At 31.8% G+C, this 25,087-nt stretch carries 23 protein-coding genes and 1 pseudogene; 17 read left to right on the top strand and 7 right to left on the bottom strand.

Features of this window, described 5'->3' with window-relative positions; genetic code table 11:
* Positions 1 to 105 precede the first annotated feature (105 nt).
* The 16 genes and pseudogenes from wecB (at position 106) to EAG08_RS00750 (ending at position 13,802) form a co-directional block, all read left to right on the top strand.
* Positions 106 to 1,236, top strand: coding sequence for a non-hydrolyzing UDP-N-acetylglucosamine 2-epimerase (wecB, locus tag EAG08_RS00820; protein WP_129533822.1), 1,131 nt, complete (start codon positions 106 to 108; stop codon positions 1,234 to 1,236).
* Positions 1,233 to 2,702, top strand: a complete 1,470-nt coding sequence (locus tag EAG08_RS00815; RefSeq protein WP_164998500.1) for an oligosaccharide flippase family protein — start codon at positions 1,233 to 1,235, stop codon at positions 2,700 to 2,702. Before wecB ends, EAG08_RS00815 begins: the two co-directional genes overlap by 4 nt.
* On the top strand, positions 2,699 to 3,253 hold the full coding sequence (locus EAG08_RS22855) for an acyltransferase (protein ID WP_129533820.1): 555 nt from the start codon (positions 2,699 to 2,701) through the stop codon (positions 3,251 to 3,253). Before EAG08_RS00815 ends, EAG08_RS22855 begins: the two co-directional genes overlap by 4 nt.
* Positions 3,243 to 4,376 (top strand): polysaccharide pyruvyl transferase family protein, encoded by a 1,134-nt coding sequence (locus tag EAG08_RS00805; protein WP_129533819.1) that lies wholly within the window; start codon positions 3,243 to 3,245, stop codon positions 4,374 to 4,376. Before EAG08_RS22855 ends, EAG08_RS00805 begins: the two co-directional genes overlap by 11 nt.
* A gap of 15 nt (positions 4,377 to 4,391) precedes the next feature.
* Entirely contained in the window at positions 4,392 to 5,531 is a 1,140-nt protein-coding gene (locus tag EAG08_RS00800) for a glycosyltransferase family 4 protein (RefSeq protein WP_129533818.1), read from the top strand.
* Positions 5,521 to 6,741 carry an O-antigen ligase family protein gene (locus EAG08_RS00795; protein ID WP_129533817.1) on the top strand — a complete coding sequence of 407 codons (1,221 nt, stop codon included), beginning with the start codon at positions 5,521 to 5,523 and terminating at the stop codon, positions 6,739 to 6,741. Before EAG08_RS00800 ends, EAG08_RS00795 begins: the two co-directional genes overlap by 11 nt.
* Positions 6,698 to 7,498: a hypothetical protein gene (locus EAG08_RS00790; RefSeq protein WP_129533816.1), complete on the top strand. Its 801-nt coding sequence runs from the start codon at positions 6,698 to 6,700 to the stop codon at positions 7,496 to 7,498. Before EAG08_RS00795 ends, EAG08_RS00790 begins: the two co-directional genes overlap by 44 nt.
* Positions 7,499 to 7,927, top strand: a complete 429-nt coding sequence (locus EAG08_RS00785) for a hypothetical protein (protein WP_129533815.1) — start codon at positions 7,499 to 7,501, stop codon at positions 7,925 to 7,927.
* A 148-nt stretch (positions 7,928 to 8,075) separates the two neighbouring features.
* Entirely contained in the window at positions 8,076 to 8,483 is a 408-nt protein-coding gene (locus EAG08_RS23025) for a glycosyltransferase (protein WP_129537184.1), read from the top strand.
* Between the two features lie 117 nt (positions 8,484 to 8,600).
* The gene (locus EAG08_RS22850; RefSeq protein WP_129533814.1) at positions 8,601 to 9,149 is read left to right on the top strand and encodes an acyltransferase; all 549 of its coding nucleotides are present in this window, start codon (positions 8,601 to 8,603) and stop codon (positions 9,147 to 9,149) included.
* Positions 9,146 to 10,351 carry a glycosyltransferase family 4 protein gene (locus EAG08_RS00770; protein WP_129533813.1) on the top strand — a complete coding sequence of 402 codons (1,206 nt, stop codon included), beginning with the start codon at positions 9,146 to 9,148 and terminating at the stop codon, positions 10,349 to 10,351. Before EAG08_RS22850 ends, EAG08_RS00770 begins: the two co-directional genes overlap by 4 nt.
* 11 nt (positions 10,352 to 10,362) lie before the next feature.
* Entirely contained in the window at positions 10,363 to 10,971 is a 609-nt protein-coding gene (locus tag EAG08_RS00765; RefSeq protein WP_129533812.1) for a sugar transferase, read from the top strand.
* Positions 10,972 to 11,755: 784 nt separating this feature from the next.
* Positions 11,756 to 11,930 (top strand): annotated as a pseudogene (locus EAG08_RS21220) (sugar transferase); the annotation flags it as partial.
* 95 nt (positions 11,931 to 12,025) lie between these two features.
* Positions 12,026 to 12,259 (top strand): hypothetical protein, encoded by a 234-nt coding sequence (locus tag EAG08_RS22845; protein ID WP_317126296.1) that lies wholly within the window; start codon positions 12,026 to 12,028, stop codon positions 12,257 to 12,259.
* Positions 12,220 to 12,636, top strand: coding sequence for a NeuD/PglB/VioB family sugar acetyltransferase (locus EAG08_RS00755; protein ID WP_317126339.1), 417 nt, complete (start codon positions 12,220 to 12,222; stop codon positions 12,634 to 12,636). Before EAG08_RS22845 ends, EAG08_RS00755 begins: the two co-directional genes overlap by 40 nt.
* Positions 12,633 to 13,802: an aminotransferase class I/II-fold pyridoxal phosphate-dependent enzyme gene (locus tag EAG08_RS00750; protein WP_129533811.1), complete on the top strand. Its 1,170-nt coding sequence runs from the start codon at positions 12,633 to 12,635 to the stop codon at positions 13,800 to 13,802. The genes EAG08_RS00755 and EAG08_RS00750 overlap by 4 nt, the downstream gene beginning before the upstream one ends.
* Before the next feature lie 283 nt (positions 13,803 to 14,085).
* On the opposite strand, the gene EAG08_RS00745 is transcribed toward EAG08_RS00750, so the two are convergent.
* From EAG08_RS00745 to EAG08_RS00715, 7 genes are all read right to left on the bottom strand, one after another.
* On the bottom strand, positions 14,086 to 14,961 hold the full coding sequence (locus EAG08_RS00745; RefSeq protein ID WP_129533810.1) for a helix-turn-helix domain-containing protein: 876 nt from the start codon (positions 14,959 to 14,961) through the stop codon (positions 14,086 to 14,088).
* A gap of 528 nt (positions 14,962 to 15,489) precedes the next feature.
* A complete protein-coding gene (locus EAG08_RS00740; RefSeq protein ID WP_129533809.1) occupies positions 15,490 to 16,557 on the bottom strand; it encodes a hypothetical protein in 1,068 nt (355 codons plus the stop codon).
* A gap of 14 nt (positions 16,558 to 16,571) precedes the next feature.
* The gene (locus EAG08_RS00735; RefSeq protein WP_129533808.1) at positions 16,572 to 18,245 is read right to left on the bottom strand and encodes a hypothetical protein; all 1,674 of its coding nucleotides are present in this window, start codon (positions 18,243 to 18,245) and stop codon (positions 16,572 to 16,574) included.
* Positions 18,246 to 18,298: 53 nt separating this feature from the next.
* Positions 18,299 to 19,333, bottom strand: a complete 1,035-nt coding sequence (locus EAG08_RS00730) for a hypothetical protein (protein ID WP_129533807.1) — start codon at positions 19,331 to 19,333, stop codon at positions 18,299 to 18,301.
* Positions 19,326 to 20,171, bottom strand: a complete 846-nt coding sequence (locus EAG08_RS00725; protein WP_228446697.1) for a molecular chaperone — start codon at positions 20,169 to 20,171, stop codon at positions 19,326 to 19,328. The genes EAG08_RS00730 and EAG08_RS00725 overlap by 8 nt, the downstream gene beginning before the upstream one ends.
* 33 nt (positions 20,172 to 20,204) lie before the next feature.
* Positions 20,205 to 20,726 (bottom strand): hypothetical protein, encoded by a 522-nt coding sequence (locus EAG08_RS00720; RefSeq protein ID WP_129533806.1) that lies wholly within the window; start codon positions 20,724 to 20,726, stop codon positions 20,205 to 20,207.
* Positions 20,727 to 21,026: 300 nt separating this feature from the next.
* Positions 21,027 to 21,479: a hypothetical protein gene (locus EAG08_RS00715; protein ID WP_129533805.1), complete on the bottom strand. Its 453-nt coding sequence runs from the start codon at positions 21,477 to 21,479 to the stop codon at positions 21,027 to 21,029.
* A 543-nt stretch (positions 21,480 to 22,022) separates the two neighbouring features.
* Between EAG08_RS00715 and EAG08_RS00710 the strand changes: the two genes are divergently transcribed.
* Positions 22,023 to 24,611 (top strand): substrate-binding domain-containing protein, encoded by a 2,589-nt coding sequence (locus tag EAG08_RS00710; protein WP_262696778.1) that lies wholly within the window; start codon positions 22,023 to 22,025, stop codon positions 24,609 to 24,611.
* Positions 24,612 to 25,087 lie beyond the last annotated feature (476 nt).

The following is a 25,087-nucleotide window of genomic DNA, read 5'->3' as shown; positions in this document are numbered from 1 at the left end:
ATAAATGATAGAATATAGTATGTTCAAAAATAAAATTTCATTAAATACAGGAGGTATAGCATCTTTTGAAAATATATTGTTAAAAAAGGTTTTCTTAATTAAGATATGAAGAAAAAAAATTTGATCATATTTGGAACAAGACCAGAAGCTATTAAAATGGCTCCATTGGTAAAGGAATTTTTAAAGTATGAACACTTTGAAACAAAAGTCTGTGTAACAGCGCAACATAGAGAAATGCTGGATCAAGTGCTCGATTTTTTTGATATAGAGCCAGATTATGATTTAAACTTAATGAAACCTAATCAGAATCTGTATTCATTAACAGCTGATATTATCATGAGATTAAAACCAATTTTAGAAGAATTTCAGCCTGATTATGTTTACGTTCACGGAGACACTACAACTACAATGGCTGCAAGCATCGCCTCCTTCTATTCTGGAGCAAAAGTATGTCATGTAGAAGCAGGTTTAAGAACTCATGATAAAAGATCTCCGTTCCCTGAAGAAATTAACCGTCAAGTAGCAGGTCGAATCGCAGACTATCATTTTGCACCGACTTCCCAATCCAAAGAAAATTTGCTGTCGGAAAATGTAAAAGAGGAAGACATTTTAGTAACTGGAAATACTGTAATTGATGCTCTATTAGATAGTTCTGATCGTGTAAATATAATTTCAAATCAGGAAATAGATCATTTGAAAACAATTGTAGATACTTCTAAAAAACTGATTTTGGTAACTGGGCATCGTCGTGAAAACCACGGTCAAGGTTTTATCAATATCTGTGAAGCATTGAAAGAAATTGCTATTTCAAATTCTGATGTAATGATTATCTATCCTGTACATCTGAACCCTAATGTAAAAAAACCTGTTTATGAAATTTTATCAGGAATTGATAATGTAAAACTAATTAATCCTTTAGCTTATCCTGCTTTTGTATGGTTAATGAGCCAGTCTTATATGATTATCACCGACTCAGGTGGTGTACAGGAAGAAGCTCCAAGCTTAGGAAAACCTGTTTTAGTGATGAGAGATACTACCGAACGTCCCGAAGCTGTAGAAGCAGGAACCGTAATTTTAGTTGGAACAGATAAAGATAAAATTGTATCCGAAACACAGAGCTTATTAAATGATACAAAACGCTATCAATCGATGAGTGAGCTTCATAATCCATACGGAGACGGACATGCCTGTCAGCGGATCGCAGAGTTTATATTACTAAGAAGTACTACAAATTGAATATAAAAGCTTTATATAAGAAGGTTTTAGGATCAGGAAACCAACAGAAAATAATAAAAGGGGTTTTTTGGTCTTTTTTAGGAACATTGATTTCTAAAGGTTTTGTTTTCATATCTCTTTTTCTTGTTGCAAGAATTTTAACTGTCGATGATTATGGTAGATTAGGATTACTTCAATCTTATATTAATACATTTACAACAATAAGTTTGGCAAGTTTTGGAATTACGGCAACAAAATATCTTGCTTTATATGCTGATACAGATAAAAAGAAAGCTAGTGAAATTTATTCTTTAACTAGGATATCCGTGTTCTTGTTGGCCGTTTTAATACTTATTTTATCACTGATTTTCAATAAACAGGTAAGTGGGTATATTGTTGGAAATCAAAAAATGTCAAAAGAAGTTTTTCTTTGTGCGTTTGCTATTTTCTTTTCTTCATTAAATGGACTTCAGACTGGAGCTTTAGCAGGTCTTGAGAATTTTAAAAGTATATCATATGTTAATATGGTGAATGGCATACTTTCTTTACCATTAATCTTATTTGCAGCCTATAAATTTGGTGTCTATGGAGTTATAATTGCTCTGGTGATCATTAATTTTTCCATTTGGCTTTGTTCTGCAGTTTTGCTACAAAAAGAATTAGATAAAAAACAGATAAAATTTACGGTAAAAGATTTACAAAAACATCTAGAAACCGTATATAACTTTACCTTACCTTCTTTCATTAGTAGTATGATGCTGAGCCCTGTAGTACTTATATGTAATTCTATGCTGATTAAAAACCATATAAATGGTTATTATCAGTTGGGAATCTATAATGCCACTTTTAATTTTTCACAGGTTGCTACTTTGCTATTGGGAGTCATTGGTCAGGTGACCTATCCTCTTGCTATGAAAAATTTCGGAAAAGATAATAAGAAATTTGATTTTTTTAATATAAATCAATCTTATGTTATAGGAATTTTACTTTTTTTACCTATTCTCATTTTACCTGATATATTTTCTAGTTTGTATGGTGGGAAATATCAGAATGGTGAAATGTACTTTACTTTGATCTTAGTCTCAATTTCCACTATAATTATTGCTCAGAGACAAGGTATTGCCAGAAACTTTGCTGCAGGCAATTTTATGTGGTTCAGTGTATTTTCAAATATGACATGGGCAGTAATTACAATTATTGCTTGCTATCTACTGATTGATTACGGAGCTATTGGAAGAGCATTAGGCTTTTTGATAGGATATTTTTTAAATACAATTATATTTATTCCTTTTTACCTTAAAAAAGGACTTATTAGTAAAAAACTGATCATATCCAAAGAACATTTTTTTCTGGTTATTATTGTCATACTATCCTGTTTAACGTTTAGATATATTGATAATATATTACTTAGGATTTTAATAATATTTAGTTTTTTAAGTATGAGTTTATTAACTTTTTACAAATGGTATAAATCTTATATAAAATGATAGGAGAAATTTTATTTAAACTGAGAAATTTTGTAGATAAAAAAATACATATTTATAAAATACATAGGTTGAAAGGTAAAAATAATATCAGTGGAAAATCTAAAATTTCCAAAGGATTTAAGTTTACGGATATAAATAATATAAATATTGAAGACTATGTATATGTAGGGCCTGATGCTTTTTTTTCAAGCTTTGGTAAAATTGTGATTAAAAGAGGTAGTATTATAGGCCCCAGATTAATTATTCATACAGCTAGTCATAATTATATCAATAATATTCAGGCAATACCTTATGATAAAGAATTACTTATCAAAAATGTTTTGATTGAAGAAAATGTATGGATTGGGGACAGTGTAATTATACTGCCAGGAGTAACAATCGGGGAAGGTTCGGTTATTGCTGCAGGAAGTGTTGTAGTAAAAGATATTCCTAAATTTTCCATAGCAGGCGGAAATCCGGCAAAAGTAATCAAAGAAAGACCAAACATTGACGATTACCTCAAGAATAAAGAAAAGGATAATATATATTTAAAATTAAAAAATGGAAATTAATATAGTTATCAGAGGTGGTTATGGATTTGGCAATTTTGGAGATGATGCCTTAATGTACACTATAACTACAGAATTTCAGGAAGTTTCTCAAGAAATAATATTGCTGTGCCAGTCAGCTTCCTATATCAATAAGATTTTACCTGGAATTAAGGTGGTTGACTACCACAAGCTCAAAGAACCAATTTATTCAAAATTATTAGTATATGGTGGCGGAACACAATTTTACCATTTTAAAAAAAATAAAATTAATAAAGGATTAATTAATAAGATATTAAATCCGAAGTATATTAAAAGCTATATTAATAAAAGGATTCTTAAAAAAAACTTTATTGAGAATAAATTTCAGATAAGCAATTATGCTCAAAACATCGCATTGGTAGGTGTAGGTGTAGGGCCTTTTGATGTTGAAAATTCATCAGTAGAAAAACAGACGGCGGATCTTTTCTCCAAATCTAAATTCATTGGTGTGAGAGATGCTTTTGCGATGAATAAAGCAAAAGAATGGGGAGTTAAAAATCCTATTTTATCTCCTGATATCTGTTACTCATTTAAAAGTAAATTTTTAGAAACCTACACTAATAATTCGGATGGAATAAAAAAAATAGGTATTATAGTTCGTGATTGGAATTACGCCAATGGTGGCGGAGAATATTACGAAAAACTTCTGAAAGCATCAGAAAAACTAAAGAATGAAGGCTATTTGGTTACTTATATTTTGTTTGATACACAATCTGACCCTTATTGGTATGGTAAAAAAGATGATCTAGATATGATCGTATGGAATCCTGAAAAAGACACATTTGATTCTTTTTTAGAAAAAATTTCAGAATTTGATATCTTTATTACAGCACGTTTTCATGGAGCTATTTTTGCCTCATTGCTACAGACTCCCTTTATTACCATTGAAGTAGAGCAAAAATTAAAATTTATTGCTGAAACTTACAATCAGAGTTCTTATTGTTGGGAAAAACCATTTGATCTGGAAGATCTTTATTCAAAGATTAATCTTATTAGTGAAAATTATAATGAAAGGAAAAAATCTGTTACTGAAAAGATGATAGAATTCAAAGATTTATCAGATCAAATGTTTATAGAATTAAAGAAATATTATAATCAGTTATAATAGAAATTAGAGACGATGAGAATACATATTTTTTATTTGGCAGTAATGGATCGTTTGGGTGATCATATTACTGTGGGCGGAATTCAAAATTATCTAATTGGGCTAGGAACAGCTTTAAAAAATGCAGGTTATGAAGTGAGAATCTATCAGGGGGCTGATCAGAACTTTGCATCCAGCTATAATAATATTGAAATTATAGGAAAAAAAAATGATCTTAAAAAATCTTTAAAAGAACAAACAAAGCAAGTCTTTGAACAGGTTAAAAATGAAATTTCTTATAATGATATAGTAATTTTCGGAACCGATAAAATTGCATTTAAATTAAAAGGTTATTCTAAAACTATATCAATACAACATGGGATTTCCTTTGATTACATCTCCTATAATGCATTCCCGTCATTTTTAAAAAATAATCTTATCGGAACTTTTTACAAATGGATGCAATGTTATAAAAATGCCCGAGACTTTTTGGTATGTAAAAACGTAGTATGTGTTGATTATAATTTTGTCAATTGGATCAGAACAATATTACCACGCAATTATTCTGAAAATACAGTTGTTATTCCGAACTACGCTAATCCTTCTAAAGAATTAAGTATTAATCATAAATCGAATGATAAAATTAGAATTCTGTTTGCGAGAAGATTTGAAATGATGAGAGGAGTATTTATCCTGATAGATATCGTAAAAGAGATCAGTTCCAGATACCAAAATGTAGAATTTACAATATGTGGAGACGGACCATTAAAAAATAAACTAAATGACGAGTTAGGAAGCTTTTCAAATGTAACAATAACAAAATATGGAATAGGAGAAGCAGAAAAATTCAATCTCGAGCATCATATCACTTTGGTTCCTACTTATGGAAGCGAGGGTACTTCTTTTTCATTGTTAGAAGGTATGGCTGCCGGAGCAGTTCCTGTAGTATCGAACGTAGGTGGAATGACTAATATTATCATTGATGATTATAACGGATATATCATGAATCCTGATAGTAAAAGTTTTATTAATAGAATAAGCGATCTCATTGACAATCCTGAAACATTAAGAAGAATATCTGGAAAAGCAAAAGAAACGGTTAGTGTTTCTTTTAATGAAAGAAAATGGGAAAAAGAATGGATTAAAGTAATAAATAAAGTCAGTAATGGAAGTTGAAAAAAAGTTTTATAATTTCTATGTAATCTTTTCTTTAGTTGGGTTTTTAATATCAAGCTTTATTCCTTCTATACTCAAAATTGAAGGTGGGGGTATTAATATCTTATATCGTATCATAATGTTATTATTAAGTGTTGTAATACTTATTACCACTCTCTTTTCTAAGAAATTTGATTATAGAGTATTAAAAGAATATCAACTTTTTATAGCTTTTTGGGTTATTTACTCTCTATTCCTCTTGAAAGATATTTATATAGATTCGGTAAAATTAGCTCCTAATAAATCGTTTTCAGAATATACCCAATTTGCTTTCGGCGTCGTTCTTATACCTTGTTTGGCATTAATCGTAATTGATTATAAAAAATTAAATTTCAAAAATATCCTAAATACTATATACTATATTGTATTTGTACTATTGCTTATTTCTTTAGTCTTGAGAAGTAACAGTAATGTTATTGGTCGTAATGTAGGAGATGCTGAAATTGGAGTTTTAGTTTATGGACAGTATGGTACTTTGTTGGCGTTGCTTTCAATTTACAAGCTATCAGTAGAAAAGAAAGGATTATTTTCTTTATTATATATTTTCGGAATTATTCTGGGTACGCTAATTATCTTTGTTTCAGCAAGTAGAAGTCCTTTCATTGCTTTAATATTATCTACTATTTATTTCTTTGTTATGAGAAAAGGAACTAAAGGATTGTTTTATTTAAGTATACCTGCAATTTTTATTACAGTATTTTTCTTTCAGATAATGGAATTTTTTGGAAGTATTTTTAAAAGTAATTTTCTTTCCAGATTATCATCAACTTTTGAGAGTGATAATGAAAGAGAAAAATTATTCAATGTAGCTTTCAATGAATTTATGGACTACCCATTTTTTGGAAAAAGTTTTGTCATACAAACAAAACCATATATGGGATCCTATCCTCATAATTTATTTATCGAAGGCTTTATGGCAACCGGCTTCCTTGTTGGATCGATACTAGTAGCATTATTTTTGTCAACAATTTTTAAGACTGGAAAATTTGTCATTCAGAAAAATCATTACACAGGATGGATTCCTATGATTTTATGCCAGTTTTTTATATTTAGTATGTTTTCTAACAATATATATTCTAATAATTTATTATGGTATCTTCTAATTCTAACAATAATTTCTTTTAAATATGAAAAATTTTATAATTCTATTAGTCCTGCTATTCGCATGTAACATAGAAGCTCAGGATTTTACAATTTTCACACAAAGTAAAAGATATAAAATACAATGTAAAAACTGTGTGCGAAATTATTATTTTTTTGGACAGTTTTATATTGATAAGAATAAGAAGAATATAATTGACTTAAAATCTTTAGAGGCAGGTATTAATACTATCATTCCCGATAAAAAAAGCTCCGATCTTATTGTTTTAGATATTGAAAATAAGGTTTATCAAGATGTCAAAACAAAAGAAAGTTCTGATCAAGGTTACCAATCAAATATTACTAAACTTGTGGAAATGATTTTGCTCGCTAAAAAGCTTAGGCCCAATGCTAAAGTAGTATTATATGGCGTGCCGTTTAATTTTAATTATAATTTCCAAAAAAATTATAATGACTTTGACAAATTAAAACCATTATTAGATGTAGTTGATTACTTAACACCGTCTTTGTATTTAATGTATTCAGGATTTGAAAAAGGAGATGATTATTTTAAAAATTATGTTAATTCTAATTTGGAACTTACTTTTCAATTGGCTGCAAGAGTAAATAAACCAGTTTTGCCGTTTATCTGGTATAAAATACATCCATATAATAAAATTTCAGGTGGAGGTGTTCTAAATGATAATCTTTATACAACTTATTTAAAACTAATAAAAGATTACAGATATGGAAATAAAAAAGTTAGCGGAATAATTTATTGGGAACCGGCTAAAGAAACTGTAAATATTAGTCAGAAATTAGATAGTACATTAAAAATTTTGAAATAGATGATTCTCCATATTGCAAACGATTTTAATTTAACTAAAGTACATAAAGAGCTATACTCTAATTTAGATAGATTAGGAATCAAACAAAAAATATTTACACCATTAAGAATTGAAAGCCAAATTGGAAACAACCACTTTTCTTTTACTCAAGCTGATTCTGAATATATTTATTCTGACAGACTAAAAAAATATCATAAAATTTTTTTCAATGAAAAAATAAATTTTTTATATAAAAGCTTAATTAGTAAAATTGATTGTAAACAAATTACTCTGACACATGCCACAACGCTATTTAGCGACGGGGCAATAGCATATCGATTGTTTAAGGATTATGGAATTCCTTATATAGTTGCAGTGAGAAATACAGATCTGAATTTATATTTTAAGTATAGAAAAAATTTAATAGGTTTAGGAAAAAAATACTGCTAAACGCTCAAAAAATTATTTTTATAAGTGATTCTAACAGGACTTTTTTTAATAATCTCTCAACATTAAAAAATATTAAGAAAGTCATTGAAAATAAAAGTACGGTTATTAATAATGGTATCGATGACTTTTGGCTTGATAATGTACAGAAATTAAAAAAAGAAATGAAGATTCTTTTAATTTTCTATTTATCGGAAGATTTGATAGTAATAAAAATGTAGAATTATTAATTAACGCTCTCAAAAGATTTAAGATCTCAAGTAAAAAACCGATAAGGCTTAATCTTATTGGAGGCACAGGCAACAGACATGACTCTGTTCTCAAGAAAATAGCTAACCAAGATTGGATACAATATCATGGACAGATTTTCAATAAAGAAGAGTTGAAGAACCATTATTCGGCAAATGATTTTTTTACAATGATATCTCATACTGAAACTTTTGGTTTGGTTTATATGGAGGCTTTATCTCAGGGTTTACCATTGTTATATACAAAGAACCAAGGTGTGGATCAAGCATTTGCATTTAACTTTGGTCAGGCTGTCGATTCAAAAAAATAAATAATATAGTTCTTCAATTAGAAGAGCTTTGTAAGAACGAATACCCTTTGATAAATAATATTGATTTTGAAGAATATAGATGGTCTAATATTGCAATTAAGTACTTAAAGATTTACAATGAAAAGAATTAAGAAATACTATTTTTTGTTATTATATCTGGTAAGACTGCCACTCAACATCATTAAAAAAAATGAGATTCACCGTACTACGAGGATTTCTGATAATAATAAAATTTCGGGAAGTCACATCGGTAAATATTGTTACATAGCCTGTAATACTGTAATGAATAATGTAGATATTGGAAACTATTGTTCAATTGCTTCTGCTGTACAGATTGGAGGAATGGAACATTCATATTGGTGGAATTCTACTTCAACTTTCTTAAGTGAGCAATGCATCTCTGATAAACGAACAAAGATTGGATATGATGTATGGATTGCAGCAGGTGCTATTATAAAACAAGGAGTAACAATCGGAGACGGTTCAGTAATTGGAGCTATGTCATTTGTAAATAAAGATGTTCCTCCCAATTCAATAGTTTTTGGTAATCCTGCGAAAGTTTATAAAGAAAGATTAAACCCTGAAACCTTTAAAAAATTAGTAGAATCAAAATTTTGGTTAGAAGAGCCATCAGCAGCAAAAAAAATATTAGACAGCATACAATGAATATCCTATACATTCATCAATATTTTCTTACTCCTCAGGAACCAGGTGGAACCAGGTCGTATTGGCTTGCCCAAGAGCTGATAAAAAACGGACATAAAGTCACGATGCTTACTTCATCAGCTAAATTTGCAGAAGAAATCAAAGAAATCAGTGTAGATGGAATTGAAGTAATTTATCTTAAAGAAGAATATGACCAGAATATGAGCATTACGAGAAGGCTGAAAGCTTTCGTGAAATTCATGTATAAGTCTTCGAAAATCGGCCTGATGCAAAAGAATATTGATTTAGTGATTGCAACTTCTACACCGCTAACCATTGGTGTTCCTGCACTTGTCTTAAAATGGTTAAAGAAAAAACCTTTTGTTTTTGAAGTAAGAGATCTCTGGCCGGAAGTTCCTATTCAGATGGGTGCCATTAAGAATAAGTGGATGATTAAAGCGACCCGTTCGCTCGAAAAGCTAATCTATAAAAATGCATCCCATGTCATTGCTTTGTCACCGGGAATGCAAGATGGAGTTCTTCAATATCTTCCTATCGATAAGACGTCCATGATTCCCAATATGGCAAAGATGGATGAATTTTGGCCCAGAGAGAAAAATAATCTTCTCATGGAGAAACTGGGTCTTCAAAAAGATTCTTTTAAAGTAGTACATTTTGGCTCGTTGGGCTTAGCTAACGGTGCTTACACTATTATTGAATCAGCACAGTTATTACGAGAAAGTAAAGATATAGAGTTTTTATTTGTTGGTGGAGGTTCTACGGAACAAGAATTAATAGAGGAAGTACAAAAACATAATTTAGAGAACGTTAAATTTTTAGGAAAGTTCCCCATGAAAGATGTCTCAGAAATTGTCAATTTTTCTGATGTTTCTCTGATCTCTTTCTTAGATCTTCCGATCCTTTATACCAATTCACCAAATAAACTTTTTGATTCTCTTTCGGCAGGTAAGCCTATTATCGTTAATTCAGCAGGATGGACGAAAGCAATTGCTGAAGACTATCGTTGTGGATATTATGTGAATCCGAAAAATCCACAGGAACTTGCAGACAAGATCTTGTTTTTACAGAGTAATCCAGATATTTCAGCGGAAATGAGTATCAATTCAAGAATGTTGGCAGAGACAGTATATGATAAATCTATTTTATGCAAACAATTTGTACAAGTGATTGAAAGTGTTTCAGATAATCTTAATAAAGGCTAATTATATAGAATATGCTATACAGAAAATACTTGAAGAGAGCTTTTGATTTTTTTGTTGCGTTCTTGGGATTAGTCATATTATCGCCTGTATTTATCATCGTAGTGATTGGGTTATATTTTGCGAACGATGGTAAACCTTTTTTCTTCCAAAAACGACCCGGCTTAAATGAGAAGATATTCAATATCATCAAGTTTAAGACAATGAATGATAGAAAAGATAATCAAGGCAATTATCTGCCTGATTCGGAACGCTTAACACCAATTGGAAGTTTTATACGTCAGACTTCTCTGGATGAGCTTCCACAATTGATCAATGTGTTGAAAGGAGACATGTCGCTTATAGGTCCGAGACCTTTGTTGCCACAATACCTTTCTTTATATAATGAATCTCAAAAACGAAGACACAATATACGCCCCGGAATTACAGGCTGGGCACAGGTGAATGGTAGAAATGCTATTTCCTGGACGATGAAATTTGAATTAGATATATGGTACATAGATAATGTATCGTTTACAACAGATTGTAAGGTAATGTTTCTTACTTTAAAAAAAGTAATAAAAAAAGAAGGCATCAACCAAGCACAACAGGCTACGGTAGAGGCTTTCAAAGGAAATAATTAATTCAGATAGAATATGTATATAGCACATTATGGGATTCAAGTTGATGAATGTTGGCTACAATTTTTGCGATATATGTCAGTTGAGGCTAATTATAGAATCAAATCATTAACAAAACGATAACATGTTAGCAGAATTGCTAATGATTCAATAATCAAAGATAAAGCATTATTAATAATTAATTCGGATTTATAATTTATTTATTGTAAATTATTAATATTAATAATGTAATTTTGATTAGAAATAAACAAAATTTATTTACAAAAAAGCGAAAATGGTAAGATTTTTGATGCAACAGATGTGGAGATTATAATAAGCGAGATGGCTAACATTATAAATTTCCATATAAATTATAAAGTATAAGAAGCTTTCTTGTAAGATTTGAAAACTAAAATATGATAGATGTGTAATCAATAATTAGTTTCAATAATTATGATTTATGAATTAAGGTAGGAATTACTACTACAAAACACACACAAAGAAAGAACGGAAAATTATTGATCTCTTTGAGATTATTGAAACAGCATTGATTTCAGAACCAAATTCTATACGAATTTGGTGAGATTTTGAAACTGCTTGGTAACATCTGATGTAATATCTTAAAAATTCCCAAAATTAGGAATTATAGATGCTGTTATTTGATACATGATGCTTTGTCATCAAAAAATAAAAAAATACACAAAAGATATAAAGGAAATTTATTAATCGATTTCAAATATAATAGAAAAGATAAATAAAATACTTACAGAGTTTGAAAGCTAAATTAATACGTATTACAACGCTATCTCTTTCTTTATATAATGAATCTCAAAAACAAAGACACAATATACGCTCCGGAATTACAGGCTGGGCGCAGTTGAATGGTAGAAATGCCATTTCCTGGACGATGAAATTTAAATTAGATATTATGGTACATCGATAATGTATTGTTTGCAACAGATTGCAAAGTGATGTTCCTTACTTAAAAAAGTAATAAAAAAGAAGGCGTAAACCAATCGCAATAAGCTAAGGTAGAGGTTTTTAAGGGAAATAGTTAATTTAAATTAAATAGTAAATAATGTTTTTATACGGAGCAGGCGGACACGGGAAAGTAATTGCAGAGATTGCAGAGGACGTCAATGTAAAGATCGATGCTTTTATTGATATTGATATATCTAAGCGACAAATTTTAGATTATAATATTCTACATGAAATTCCAAACAAAAATGTTGAATTAATCATTTCTATTGGCAACAATGGGATAAGAAAAAAATCGCAGCCCATTACAAGAATCTCAATTTTAAAAAATTAATTCATTCCAAAGCAGTAATTTCTAAAAGAGTTAAGATTGAAGAAGGGACTGTAGTAATGGCTGGGGCGACAATAAACTCTGAGGTAAAAATTGGTAAGCATTGTATTGTCAATACCAATGCATCAATCGACCATGATTGTATTTTGGAAGATTTCACCCACATTTCGCCGAATGCAGCTTTAGCAGGGGGTGTTTTTGTGGGATTGGGTACAAATATCGGTATGGGAGCTTCTATAATTGAAGGAATTACCATTGGAAAATGGTGTACGGTAGGTGCGGGTTCAGTAGTTATAAGAGATGTTCCTGATGGTGCTACAGTTGTCGGAAATCCTGGAAAAATAATAAAAATCACATCATTTAGTAATATAGTAGTATGAATTCAAAAATATGGCTCTCTTCGCCACACATGGGAGGAAACGAAACAAAATACGTAAAAGAAGCTTTTGATGCAAATTGGATAGCTCCATTAGGTCCCAATGTGAACGGGTTTGAAAAAGACTTAGAGAACTTCTTGAGCGGTGGGGTAAATGTGGCTGCTCTCTCTTCTGGTACTGGGGCTTTGCATTTAGCATTAATTGCATGTGGAGTAGAATCTGGTACAGAAGTGATTTGTCAGTCCATGACATTTTCAGCTTCTGCCAATCCAATTGCATATTGTGGGGCTTCACCTATTTTTATAGATTCTGAAAAAGATACTTGGAATATGTGCCCGATTGCTTTGGAAATAGCAATTGAAGACAGAATATCTAAAGGCAAAAAACCAAAAGCAATCATTGTTGTTCATTTGTATGGCATGCCTGCAAAAATGGACGAAATCATCGCAATTGCAAAAAAATATAGTATTTGCGTAATTGAAGATGCTGCTGAAGCATTGGGATCAACATATAAGGGTAAAGCGTGCGGAACGTTCGGACGGTTTGGTATCCTGTCTTTCAACGGAAATAAAATTATCACCACCTCTGGAGGAGGTGCGTTGGTTTGCCATACTCAGGAAGATAAAGATCAAGCAATTTTCTTATCTACCCAGGCAAGAGATGACGCTCCTCATTATCAGCATTCCCAAATCGGTTACAATTACAGAATGAGTAATATTATTGCTGGGATCGGTCGGGGACAGATGGAAGTGTTAAAAGACAGGGTAGAAGCACGCAGAAAAATGAATGATTTCTACATAGATATTTTCAAAGGTATTGAAGGTGTTGAAGTTTTTTCTGAACCGAGCGACGATTATTATTCCAATCACTGGTTATCAGCAATCATTATTGATGAAAGAATTGTGGGAAAAAACCGTGAAGATTTAAGGCTTGCCTTTTTAAACGAAAATATTGAGTCGAGACCTTTGTGGAAACCTATGCATCTACAGCCTGTGTTTGTTGATGCGCCGTACTACGGAACGAATGTTGCAGAAAAATTATTTGATGATGGTCTGTGCTTGCCATCTGGATCTAATCTTTCTGATTACGATAGGCTTCGTATCGAAAAAATTATTAAGGAATTCTTTGTCAATGAAACAAAGTTACCATATTCGTTGGTGAGTGAATAGTGGAAAGCTCATTCTGATGAATATTTTTAATTTTTGTAAAAAAGAGATTAAAATCAAAAAAGGAGACAACTATCAATTTAGTGTCTCTTTTTGATTTTTATTCTCGTATTAATCTGAAAGTTTAATAGGGTGTTTAAAGAAAAAAACAAGGACCACATTCTGAAAAAATAACTGCAGGCAACAATTAGGTCTGCTGAAGCGAAAGTCCAATAACAGTTTATCGTAGTGTTTTTTCTTTGGTCAATAAATAAGTTTAAGTTTTCTTTGATAAAAGGGGTGCTTGCTAAGTCGTAAATTCACGTATTTCAGAGGGTTTTTTACCTGTATGTTTTTTAACAAAGTTGCTGAAGTTTCCTTCATCACTGAAACCAAGGTCATAAGCAATTTCAGATATGGTAAAGCTTGATAATTTTATTGCCTTTTCGCATTCTGTTTTTACCTTGTCAATGATAAGTTGTTTAGCAGATTTTCCGTAAGCACGTTCTGTAATTTCGGTAAGTCTTCTAACAGAAATATTAAGTTCATGGGCGTAATGTAAAACTTTTTTATTAGAACGGAAGTCGCGTTGCAGTAAAACTCTAAACCTGTTTGCGAAAGAAACATAATCTAAGCGGTCGTCTTTTTCTGACTCTTGATTATCTAAATGTAAATAGGCATCTAATATTAATCCTTCAATAGCGTTGTGAGCTGCTGAAATGTAAAGGCTTTCATTCTTTGACTGAAACTTCATCAATCTTTCGATCAAAATTACCTGATTGTATTTATTAGTGCCAAAATAAGGGGCAATGAAAATTTCAGAATGACTGTTAAAAAATATCTGGGAATTTAAAAAAATACTGTCTTTGGATGTCTTGTCATAAAAAGCAGCAGAAAAAGCAATTACATAAATATGTTTTCCGTACGCATTAAAAATTTCAATATCTTTCTGTGGACCAATATAGATTGAATTGCCTCCTTTCACATTGTGCAGTACTCCTGAAACATATAAATCAAAATCGTTTTCTGCAATCAAAATGCAGAAATATTCGAAGGTGCTGAATTGATTTTTATAATTGTTGCGTCTGATAATATCACCAATTAAATTAATGCTGAATCCTATTTTCTTAAGTTGATCTGTGATTTTATACATCGAAATGGGAGATGTTATTTTAATTTTCAAAAATAATATTTAATTTCACAAATTGCTAATATAATATTAATTATTTGATGAATTTAATAATTTGGTCATAAAGCCGCGATAAATCCTTTACTGTAAGTGTTTTCATTGTAAATCAGATCTGGATTCTCAATATGATATCATTACTTGAATGATTTGTTTGGTAAATTGAAAGTAGTTTTTATTTAGCATGATAGATGTGATATTCTCTTGATATAGGTTATTGTAAAGCTTTTCTTATTCAGCGAATAGAAGCTGATAAATTATCGCCCGTGAAATTAAATCTAAGCAAATTATAATCTATATCATTTTTTTAAATTTATTATTTTAGCAATAATAAACAATTATTATTTGAATATGTTATAAGTGGGTAAATGTTGTCGGATTTTTTTAGTGGCTAAAATAAAAGCGAGGTTATTGATCTACGCTATTCATTTTCTAGAAAGATATAATTTTACGGCTCTTACGAAAATCGTATGTATTACGTGAGTTGCGTGAAGACATTAATTAGATGAATTTTATATTTTTGTTTCATTTAATTTCCAAATTTCTTCGAATGTATTTTTTCTCTTTTACTTTTATTACAAACTCAGGAAGCGTGTGAAGTTCACCTGCTTTCACTGAAAAATGAGTGCGCTCAGTTTCGCAGTAAGTATTCTGAGGAAGCGAGTTTGCATTGAGTGAAATGGTGTAATTTCCGATAGGTAAGAAAGAGATAAATTCACCATTGTCATCTGTACTTACGGTTTCAATTAAAATATCATCACGGAAAACATTAAGTGTAATTCCGTTGGCTCTTGGGTTAAAATCCACAGCCGTTTTATGGTCAAATTCATAATTGATGTGTCCTGCGACAGTTCCGTTCTGATGAAGTGGAATAGCGATTTCAAGCTTGTATTGACTGATATCCAACATTTGATCGTCATAATACCATCCTTCCTGAATGGATTGCTTTAAACGGTATTTTCCAAAAGGGACATTTTTATATAATATTTTTCCTTCAGGATCAGTTTTAAAGGCGATATTATTGATATTAATCAGATAATTTGAAGCAGTTTCTTCATCTGTATCAAATATATTATTGTTGTTTTTGTCATAGAAAGCAAAAGCATAAATGTCTGATTTTTTCTTTGTACTTAAAGTGGCTTTCTGTAAGTTTAAGGTAACTCCCGCTTCAATGGTGAAAATATTATTTCTCACATTTGCCGAAGAATAATTGTACAAAGATGAGTTCACAAAAAAATCATATACTCTTGCATGCCATTTCAGATTACAAAAAGCTGAAGGCGATTTTCCGTAGATATTATCGTCTGTATAAGAAAGTCCGGATGTGATGCCTAGTTTTTCTTTAAATGCATTGCTGCTATAATAAACAGAGGTGTTGAGTTTTTTATATTTTTCGTTTTTATCTGTGAGCTGTGAGAAAGCGTATTCAGATAAATAATAGCTTCCGATTTGATATTGAGAAGTGAAATTTATTCTCCTGTAATTGTAATTGAAATTTATTTTCCCCTGAAACTCTTGGTCTTCTTCATTGGGATATTGTGCAAAACCAAGATCCAAAGCCAAAATGGCAGAGTGTTTTTTATTTACACTCATCCAATTGGTGCTTTCTACAATTCTATGCGCTTGAATTGATAAATCATTTTTTGAAATTGCGGCAGAAAATTGTTGTAGGAATTTGACTTTTCAAATTGATACTGATACGCAAAAGAATACCCGATTGATCCTGTTTTAGCAAAATTCAATCCTGCCTCCATTTTTACATTGTCTGACGAAAGCTGAGTCTGGTAAAAATAATACTTAGGAGAATAATTAGAATAAAAAACATTTGCAAAAGCATAATGCTTTTTGAATACCATCAAATTAACGTTTTGCTGTATCTGTAAACTTCCTCTTCTGTTTCCAGGGTAATAATCTGAACTGTAGAAAATATTTCCGTTGAGATTTAATTTTTTAATAATTCCCGAATATTGAGATTCGAACGCTAGAGAAGGTTTTGTAATTCCATTTTGGTCATAAATGCTTATTCCTCCATACAATTTTGATGAGGTCTGCCAAAGATTGTTGAAGTTGTGAGTGAATTCCGTACCTAATAAATGATGTTTTGCTTTCTCGTATGGATCATTTTTAAATATATAAATTGATGACAGATTATGAGAAAAATTGTAAGGATTAAGAATTCCTTTCACATAAAAGCCGTATCCGTTTTGCAAAAAAGAATTTCTTTCCAATAAGCTGAAGCTCTGCTCGATAAAGCCAACTTCAATTTTTTTGTCTTTTGCGGAATTCAGAAAACTGTATTCTATTCCTCTTCCGAAAAGCGAAAGTTCCAGAAGTTTACTGATGTTTCCGAGTGTAAATTCGCTTTTTTCCCGACGGTAAGAAATATATGTATTGTTGATGATAGGATCAGTCTGCGAATTCATCATAAACATATTTCCGTTGATAAAAATATATCCTGAAGCAACATTAAAACCGCCACTTCCTAAAATCTGATACATATCGAGATCATTTCCGACTCTTCTGTAACTTGTTGTGATTGAATTTCTTGTTGTACTCGCAAAGCCATTTTGCTGCTCGTCCTGAAACTTTTGTGTGTGCGAAACACTTTGTACAGAAATTCTTGTGTTGCCAAATAATTCCTTATCGGGATCTTTAAATCCTGTAACGTTAATCGTGAAATTACTTTGTTTTAGAAGTTCTTTTGAAGGCAGAAAACTGAAAGTAAACGTAGAATCCTGTTGTGGGCGTAGCGTTCCGTGTTGTTCGATAAAATGATTGCTGTCACTGTAATCAGGAATTTTAAAAACCAATGTCGTTTGCTGCATTCTGTTTCCTTTATTGGAAACTTTTATTCTGATCTTTAAAGAATCAAGGTTGTTGTCTCTGAAGATTTGTTGATTTTCGGCAGTCATCTGTAAAATGCTGCTTTCCTGCACTTGGTGGATGACTGTTTTTTCGCCAATTTTCTGATCAAACTCGTTGGTTAAAATAAGATTGATCTGGGCGTCTCCTGCATCTGCATTGTTTCCAACAAAGAATTTAAGTGAAATAAATCTTTTTTCATTTTTTTGTAGATCAACAAAAATTTCCTGTCCTAAAATGGATCTGAATCCTGTCGGAGTAGATACTTTTAATTTTCCTTTAAAATTTTCATCCTTGTTGTTATCTATAATAATCACCAGGTCAAGAATTTTAGATTCTGCATTGTATGATTTTTCATGAATGTCAAACAGGATGTTTTCCGTTTTGTTTTGAGCCGACAAAAAGAGCGAACAGATCAATAACAGACAATTCGCAAAGTTTTTTATTAAATTTTGACTACGAACCGATAACATTATTGGGGAGTTATCTCATATTGTAAGGTCGCAGAATATTCATCAGGTTTTGCATTGATGAAATATTCATCATTGGGTTTCGTGAAATATTTGATTGTATAATCAAGATTTGCTCCCTGTGTTGAAGAGCCTTTTGCAATAATCTGTGAAGCTGTATTAAGAAAAACTGTATTGAAAGATGAACCTGCATTTTGCGTTGTCGGCAATAAATTCATCTGAACATTGCTGACTGGAATTGTTTTTCCGCTCGCTGATGTGAAATTATTTTGGATGGCTTTTACCGTTATCTGAAAATTTGTATTCGCTTTTACTGTAAGTGCATTCGGATAAGTAACGCTTTTGCCGTCTTTATAATCCTGCATACTGCTAAATTCCAAAAGACCGTTACTCGCGTTTCCATTAACTTTTAAGGAAAGTTCTGTGCTTGTAGGTGGTGTTCCTGTAAGTGCGCCGATCTGAAATTGAAACTGATGATCCATTTTTCCGATGATCATATTGTTTTGGTCATAAGCGGTAAATTCGATTGGAGCTGTAAAAGTTATCCATGCGGGATAATTTCCAAGATAGGCTCCACCGGCAACAATTATGCTGAATTTTATCTGCAAATTATAATATCCGTTGGGTTGACTTGGCTGGTTATATAATGGGGCATTTGATTGAGGAATTAATAAGAAATTTGCACCTTCCGTTACAATAGTGTTGGGAGGAATTCCTATTTCAGCTATCGTAGGAATAGGATTGGGATAAGCCTGACCTGTTGAAGAAACAGGTTGAAAAGATATTTTATTGGCAGGGAAAATATACGATCCGCTATTTGCTGTGATGGTGCTTTTCAGACGTGCTGACAATCTCCAATGGGGAATGTTGAAATTTCCGTTTCCGGCAATAGTCATGGTATATGCATCAGGATTTGTGTTTCCCTGATAAGAATTGATTTGAAGATAACTATTTGTCCAGGATGAATATGATACTTGAGAATATGATTGACCGCCAAGAAAAAACAGCATCATTAAAAAGATGAACTTTCTATTCATAACTAAAATTTAATTCACCCATTTCTAAATTTTCTGCATCTCCATAATCTATAAGTACGGACGCTGTGTATTTGCCTTTCTCCAGAGGAGTTGGAAGCGATATTTCCATTTCTCTTTTATTTCCGGGCATTGTGTAAAATATTACAGGATCTAAAGTTATTTTCTTACCATTACCAGTATTCAAAATGTCGGTGGTTACTTTACCATCGACCCATATTTCTGCCTGATTTTCAAAATTTAAGGTCAGTGTTTTTTTTGCTGCATCAAATTTTAAATCTGTTATTTCAATTTTTTTCTTTTTTGCTTCCGGTTTTTTATGGAAAATTTTAATTCCTGAACGGATGCTTACTTTTATATTTGCTCCTTTATTGTCAATATCATCAACGGGATTCATTTGACTTACATACAATAGAGCAGTATGAGCTGATAAATTTTCTTTTGGAAGGGTAGGTGAGGTGATAGTCATTTCAATATCACGTCTTTCTCCGGGTGCTAATGAAAAATAAGTATCTTCTTTTTTAATGGTAATCCATCCCGCACAAGAAGTCGGAAGTGAGTTGGCTGGATGCATTTGGTTTTCTCCCTTCAAGTCATATTCCCAGTCGCCGAGACTTACTGCAAGATCAAGACTGTTTTTTGCACTTACGTTAGTCACGGTTATTTTTTCGGTATTACTGATGCCGGTTCCTGATTCAAAATAAAGTCTGGGTGGGGAGACTGATATTCCGGTTTGTGCTTTTGCATTGAAGATGAATACAAAAAGAAAAGGCAGAATAGCTGAAATATATTTTTCATGAAGAAGTATGTAATGAAAGAGAAGTGCTGCAAAAAACTGCAACACTTCTTTTATTGATCAAGATTTCCCGGAATCTTATTGAGATACGATAGTGTAAGTCAGTTCAGTAGTGTATACTGTAGGGTCTTGTCCTGCAATATAGTTATCCAGATAAGTATTTGCACCTGCACCTTTATATTCAATGCTGATTTTCTTATCAACCCCTCCGTTTGAAGAAGATACTAAAGTTGTTTCATTAGCAGATAGTTGTACGTTTTGAGAGTATTGTGCACCGTTTACGGCATCAGAACCAGCTGTTGCTTTGATCTGAATTGTATTTGCCTGAATGTTTTTTCCACCGTTTTGCAAAGCAGAATTAGCACTTTTCACTTTTACCTGAAAACCACCGGTACTGAAGATGTTTAGGTGATCTACATTCATAGAGCTTACTCCGTTTGCATAATCATCTTTGGTAACGTAATTAAGGTCTACATTTTTTTGTGCGTTGTTCACGACTAATGTCTGGATCGGTTTCAATCTTACGTTAAGTGTAACGTTTTGTGCACTGAGGGTTCCTACACCTAATATTGCTATTGATGTAATAATGAATTTTTTCATTAAAGTTATTGTTATATTGTTTCTAAGTTTCGAGTGCAAAAGTATGATGACTTAGAGAAATACAGATTGTGAAAAATGACTTATTTTTTGTGAAAATTGACAAATAAATAATGAAACTTGTTTTTCTTTGCGTTTTTATAAATTTAAACATAATATTATATGATTAAATATAATTGGTTTTTTGATTTGGTTAAATATTAAATAAATTAATGTTTTTAATATTATGTAATTAAATTAATAATTTTAAAATTAAATTATTGTTACTTATTACATAGCGGAAATTAATATATTTTTAATTTGCTATTGTGTAATGATCAGATAAACAAGCATTCTATTGGTTTCAGATGTAAAGCATTTGTTAAGGACTTCCCTTTGAGTATGAGAAAGATGTGATGTGGGGATTTTCTGATTTATTGTAGAAGAGGTTTTTGAATAGACAAGCTTTGAATTAAATGAACAATCTTCTTTATTTTCAGTATGTTTAATGTCAGCGATGTCAGTTTGTGATGTCAGTTTTGCGTTAATCAATTTGATTTGATACCCGTATAGGTTAGATGCAGTCAATTCATTTCCGTAATTTACACTGTTGGACGTTTGGGAGTAATCGTTGCTTTTTGAATCTTCTGCAGTTGTAATCGACAGAACCTGAGACGGAAAAATTCTGATATTGATTCGAATTTGCTCTGCCGTCTGGGCCGATAAAAGTGCTGAAAGTCCCAAAAGACATAAAAAAAAGATACATTTAAAGTACATATTAATAAAATGAACTGGTTTGGTAACATAAATATAGTGATTTATGTTAAAGCTTGTTTAATTTTGTTCAATAATATTTTATAGCTGTTAATTTGATCATATTTTCAGAGTTTTCCATTAGCAATTCATAATTTCAACAAAGTATTCTGTCATTATCAAACCAATACAAAAGTTCTTTCAATAATCCATCTTTTATGTACGGTTTAATCACTTTAGCCGGAATCAAAAGATACCGTAATGTTTTCATTAGCAATAAAACAGCTTTACTATCGTGAAAATTGGCAACACAATAGAGCAGATTTAATACAAAATATTATCATTAAAAATTGCCTGTGTGCAACATCTTCATTAATATTGTGTTAATATGTTACCAATAAAATTTTTGAAATTTTTCAGTTTTCTTAAAGCCTACAGGATGTTATTCCTTCTGTTTTTCCTTGTTTTTTTTCTTGTAAAAAAACGCATAAAAATTCAGACAAAATTACTATCGGATTTTCTCAGGGCTTGGGAAATCATCCGTGGAGGCTGGCAATGAACCATTCTATGGAGATACAGGCATCACTTCATTCTGAAGTAGAGCTCAATATCCAGAAAGCAGAAAGTTCTGTTAATAAGCAGGTTCAGGATATACAAAAAATGATTGATCGTAATGTGGATGTGATTATCATCTCACCCATTGATCCCGAATCCTTGGTTCCTGTAGTGGAAAAAGCGGCTGCCAAAAATATTCCGGTTATTTTGCTCGACAGGAAGATCAATTCAGAAAAATATACGACCTATATCGGCGCAGATAATGTGGAGATTGGTAAAGAAGCGGCCAATTATATTCTTTCAGATTCCAAAAACTATAAAAAAGTAATCGAAATAAGAGGCGATGACCAATCTTCTCCAACCATAGAAAGAAGTCTTGGCTTTCAGGGAATCATCAGAAGTAATCCCAACACAGATCTGATAAAAACCTTTAAAGGCCTTCCTGCAGATGCTTTCAGGAAAACGCTGGATTCTTTGGGAAATCAAAGTTTGTATGTTTTTGCTTTTAATGATGAGCTTGCCACCACTGCATGGCAGGTTGCACGGAATACAGGTTTGGAAAATCAAATTAAATTTATCGGTGTTGACGGATTGAATACAAAAGACGGCGGAATACAAATGGTTCTGGATGGAAAGCTGAATGCCACTTTATTGTATCCGACAGGTGGAGCAGAAGCCATCGAGACTGCGATTAAGATTTATAACGGTGTTGCCGTTCCGAAACGCATCAAGCTCAGTACAACGATCATTGACCGAATGAATGCGGAAATTATGCGCAATCAGTTTGATAAAATCATTGAACAGCAAGGTGTTATAGAAAATCAGGTACAGGCGGTTAAAAAACAGATCGAGCTTTATTCTTCGCAAAAAGAATTGTTCCGATGGTCTGTAATATTGTTGATATTGATGTTTTGCCTGGTTGCTTATTCTATTTACCTTATTTATGCGATCAAGATAAAAAATAAGCAACTTACGCTTACCAATGAGAGAATTACTATTCAAAGAAACCAGATAGAAACCATTGCCAATGAGTTGAAAGACAGTAATGAAGCGAGGGTTAATTTTTTCACGGGATTGTCTCACGAATTTAAAACACCCATTACGCTTATTCTCAGTTCATTAGAATCTTTGAATGATTTCGGCAAAACCAAAGGGACGAAACCATCATATGAGTTGGAGCTGATCAATAAAAACTCCAACAGATTATTACGATTGGTAGATAATCTGCTGGATTTTAGAAAAATAGAAAATCAAACTTTTAATCTAAGAGTTTCAAAGACAAATATTTACGATTTTACTTATGCAATTTTTCGTGATTTTGAAAATGAAGCTAAGAAAAGAAATATCAAATTTGAAATTCATTCACAAAATAAAAACATTGAGCTCTACATCGACAGAAACCTGATGGATAAAGTCTATTTCAACCTTTTGTCCAATGCTTTCAAATTTACGCCGGACAATGGAAAGATTGAAATCACTATTCAGGAAAAAGGAAATCAGGCGGTCATCAGCTTCAAAGATAATGGAATCGGAATACCAGAAAAAGAGATCACTAATGTCTTTGAGGCTTATTTCAAGGGTTCCAACAACAGAAAAAACAGTTCAGGAATTGGGTTGCATCTTAGCAGACAATTTATAGAGCTTCATCTTGGGAAGATAGAAGTGAACTCTTTTCAAGGAACGGAGTTTGTGATCAGTCTTTATAAGGGAAACAAGCATTTCAACGAAGACCAAATGATAAAAGAACCCAGTCTCGAAGATGCTGAAAGTTTGGCAAAAGATGCTGTTTTTACAGGATTGGAAGATGAGACGATTATCCAAAATCAGGAATCTCAGGGCGAACGTTATTCGCTGCTTTTGGTGGAGGATAATTCGGATTTGTCTTTCTTTTTAAGCAAAAAACTTCAGAATGAGTTTGAGGTGATGGTTTCTGACGGTACGGATGCGATTGATAAGGCTTTGAACGAAATTCCTGATATCATCGTCTGTGACGTCAATCTTCCGGACAAAAATGGTTTTGAAATCTGTGAAATCCTAAAAAACGACCTTCGTACATCACATATTCCGGTCATTCTTCTGACAGCTCTGGACAATAAAGAATCTTACCTGCAAGGGCTGAAATCCGGTGTTGATCTTTATCTTACAAAACCTTTCAGTTACCCGATTCTGATACAGTCGTTGCGTTCGCTGCTTTACAACCGTGAGAAACTACGTTATTATTATACAAACAATATCGGCAGAATTGTGGACAGCAAGTCGTTCGGAAGCATAGAACAGACGTTTGTGAACAATCTGAATAATTTGATCAAAACCAATATAGACAATCCCGATTTTTCAGTAGAAAATCTTGCAGACCTGCTCAATATTTCCAGAATTCAGCTTTATAGAAAGGTAAAAGCTATGTTTGATGTGAATGTGAGCGATTATATCAACAATTTCCGTCTTGAACAAGCCAAATCAATGCTGCAAAATCCCGAACTGACAATTTCTGAGATTGCATACAAAACCGGTTTTTCTTCCCCGAATTATTTCTCCACCGTTTTTAAAAATAAGTTTGGTTTATCCCCGAATGCTTTTAGAAAGTCTGCAGGGAAGGAGTGATAAAGAAGTAAGAAATCAAATGAGCATATATTTGAATACAATAGTATAGTGACAAAATCTGAAGCTCTAATTTATATATAAAATCAATTTTTACATCTAATATTTTTACAATATTTAGCAGCAGCAAGTCAAACTGCTGCTTTTTTATTACACTTTCTCAACAATGCACCTTCATCCGGACGAATAAACATCTTTCGGAACGATTTATAATTCATAAAAGTTCCTGACCCAAAAACTATATACCTTGACCGGTTTTTCGGTTAAAATTTTCATAACATTAATTATTCTTAAATCTTAAAACACCAAAATACACGTAACATTTTTATAAAACAATGTTACATTTTTGAAACCTGATGAAAATTTAATAAAATTATTTTTAAATAAATTATTGATTTTCAGTTAATTGTAATTAATTAACAAATAATTAACCTTGCCGAAATATTTAGTTACATAATTAAACCCTCGGATTGCTACCT

It is taken from the genome of Chryseobacterium sp. 3008163 (genome assembly GCF_003669035.1).
Classification (GTDB): Bacteria; Bacteroidota; Bacteroidia; order Flavobacteriales; family Weeksellaceae; genus Chryseobacterium.
The sequence above is the reverse complement of the archived record's forward strand: the minus strand, read 5'-3'. Positions and strand labels throughout refer to the sequence as shown.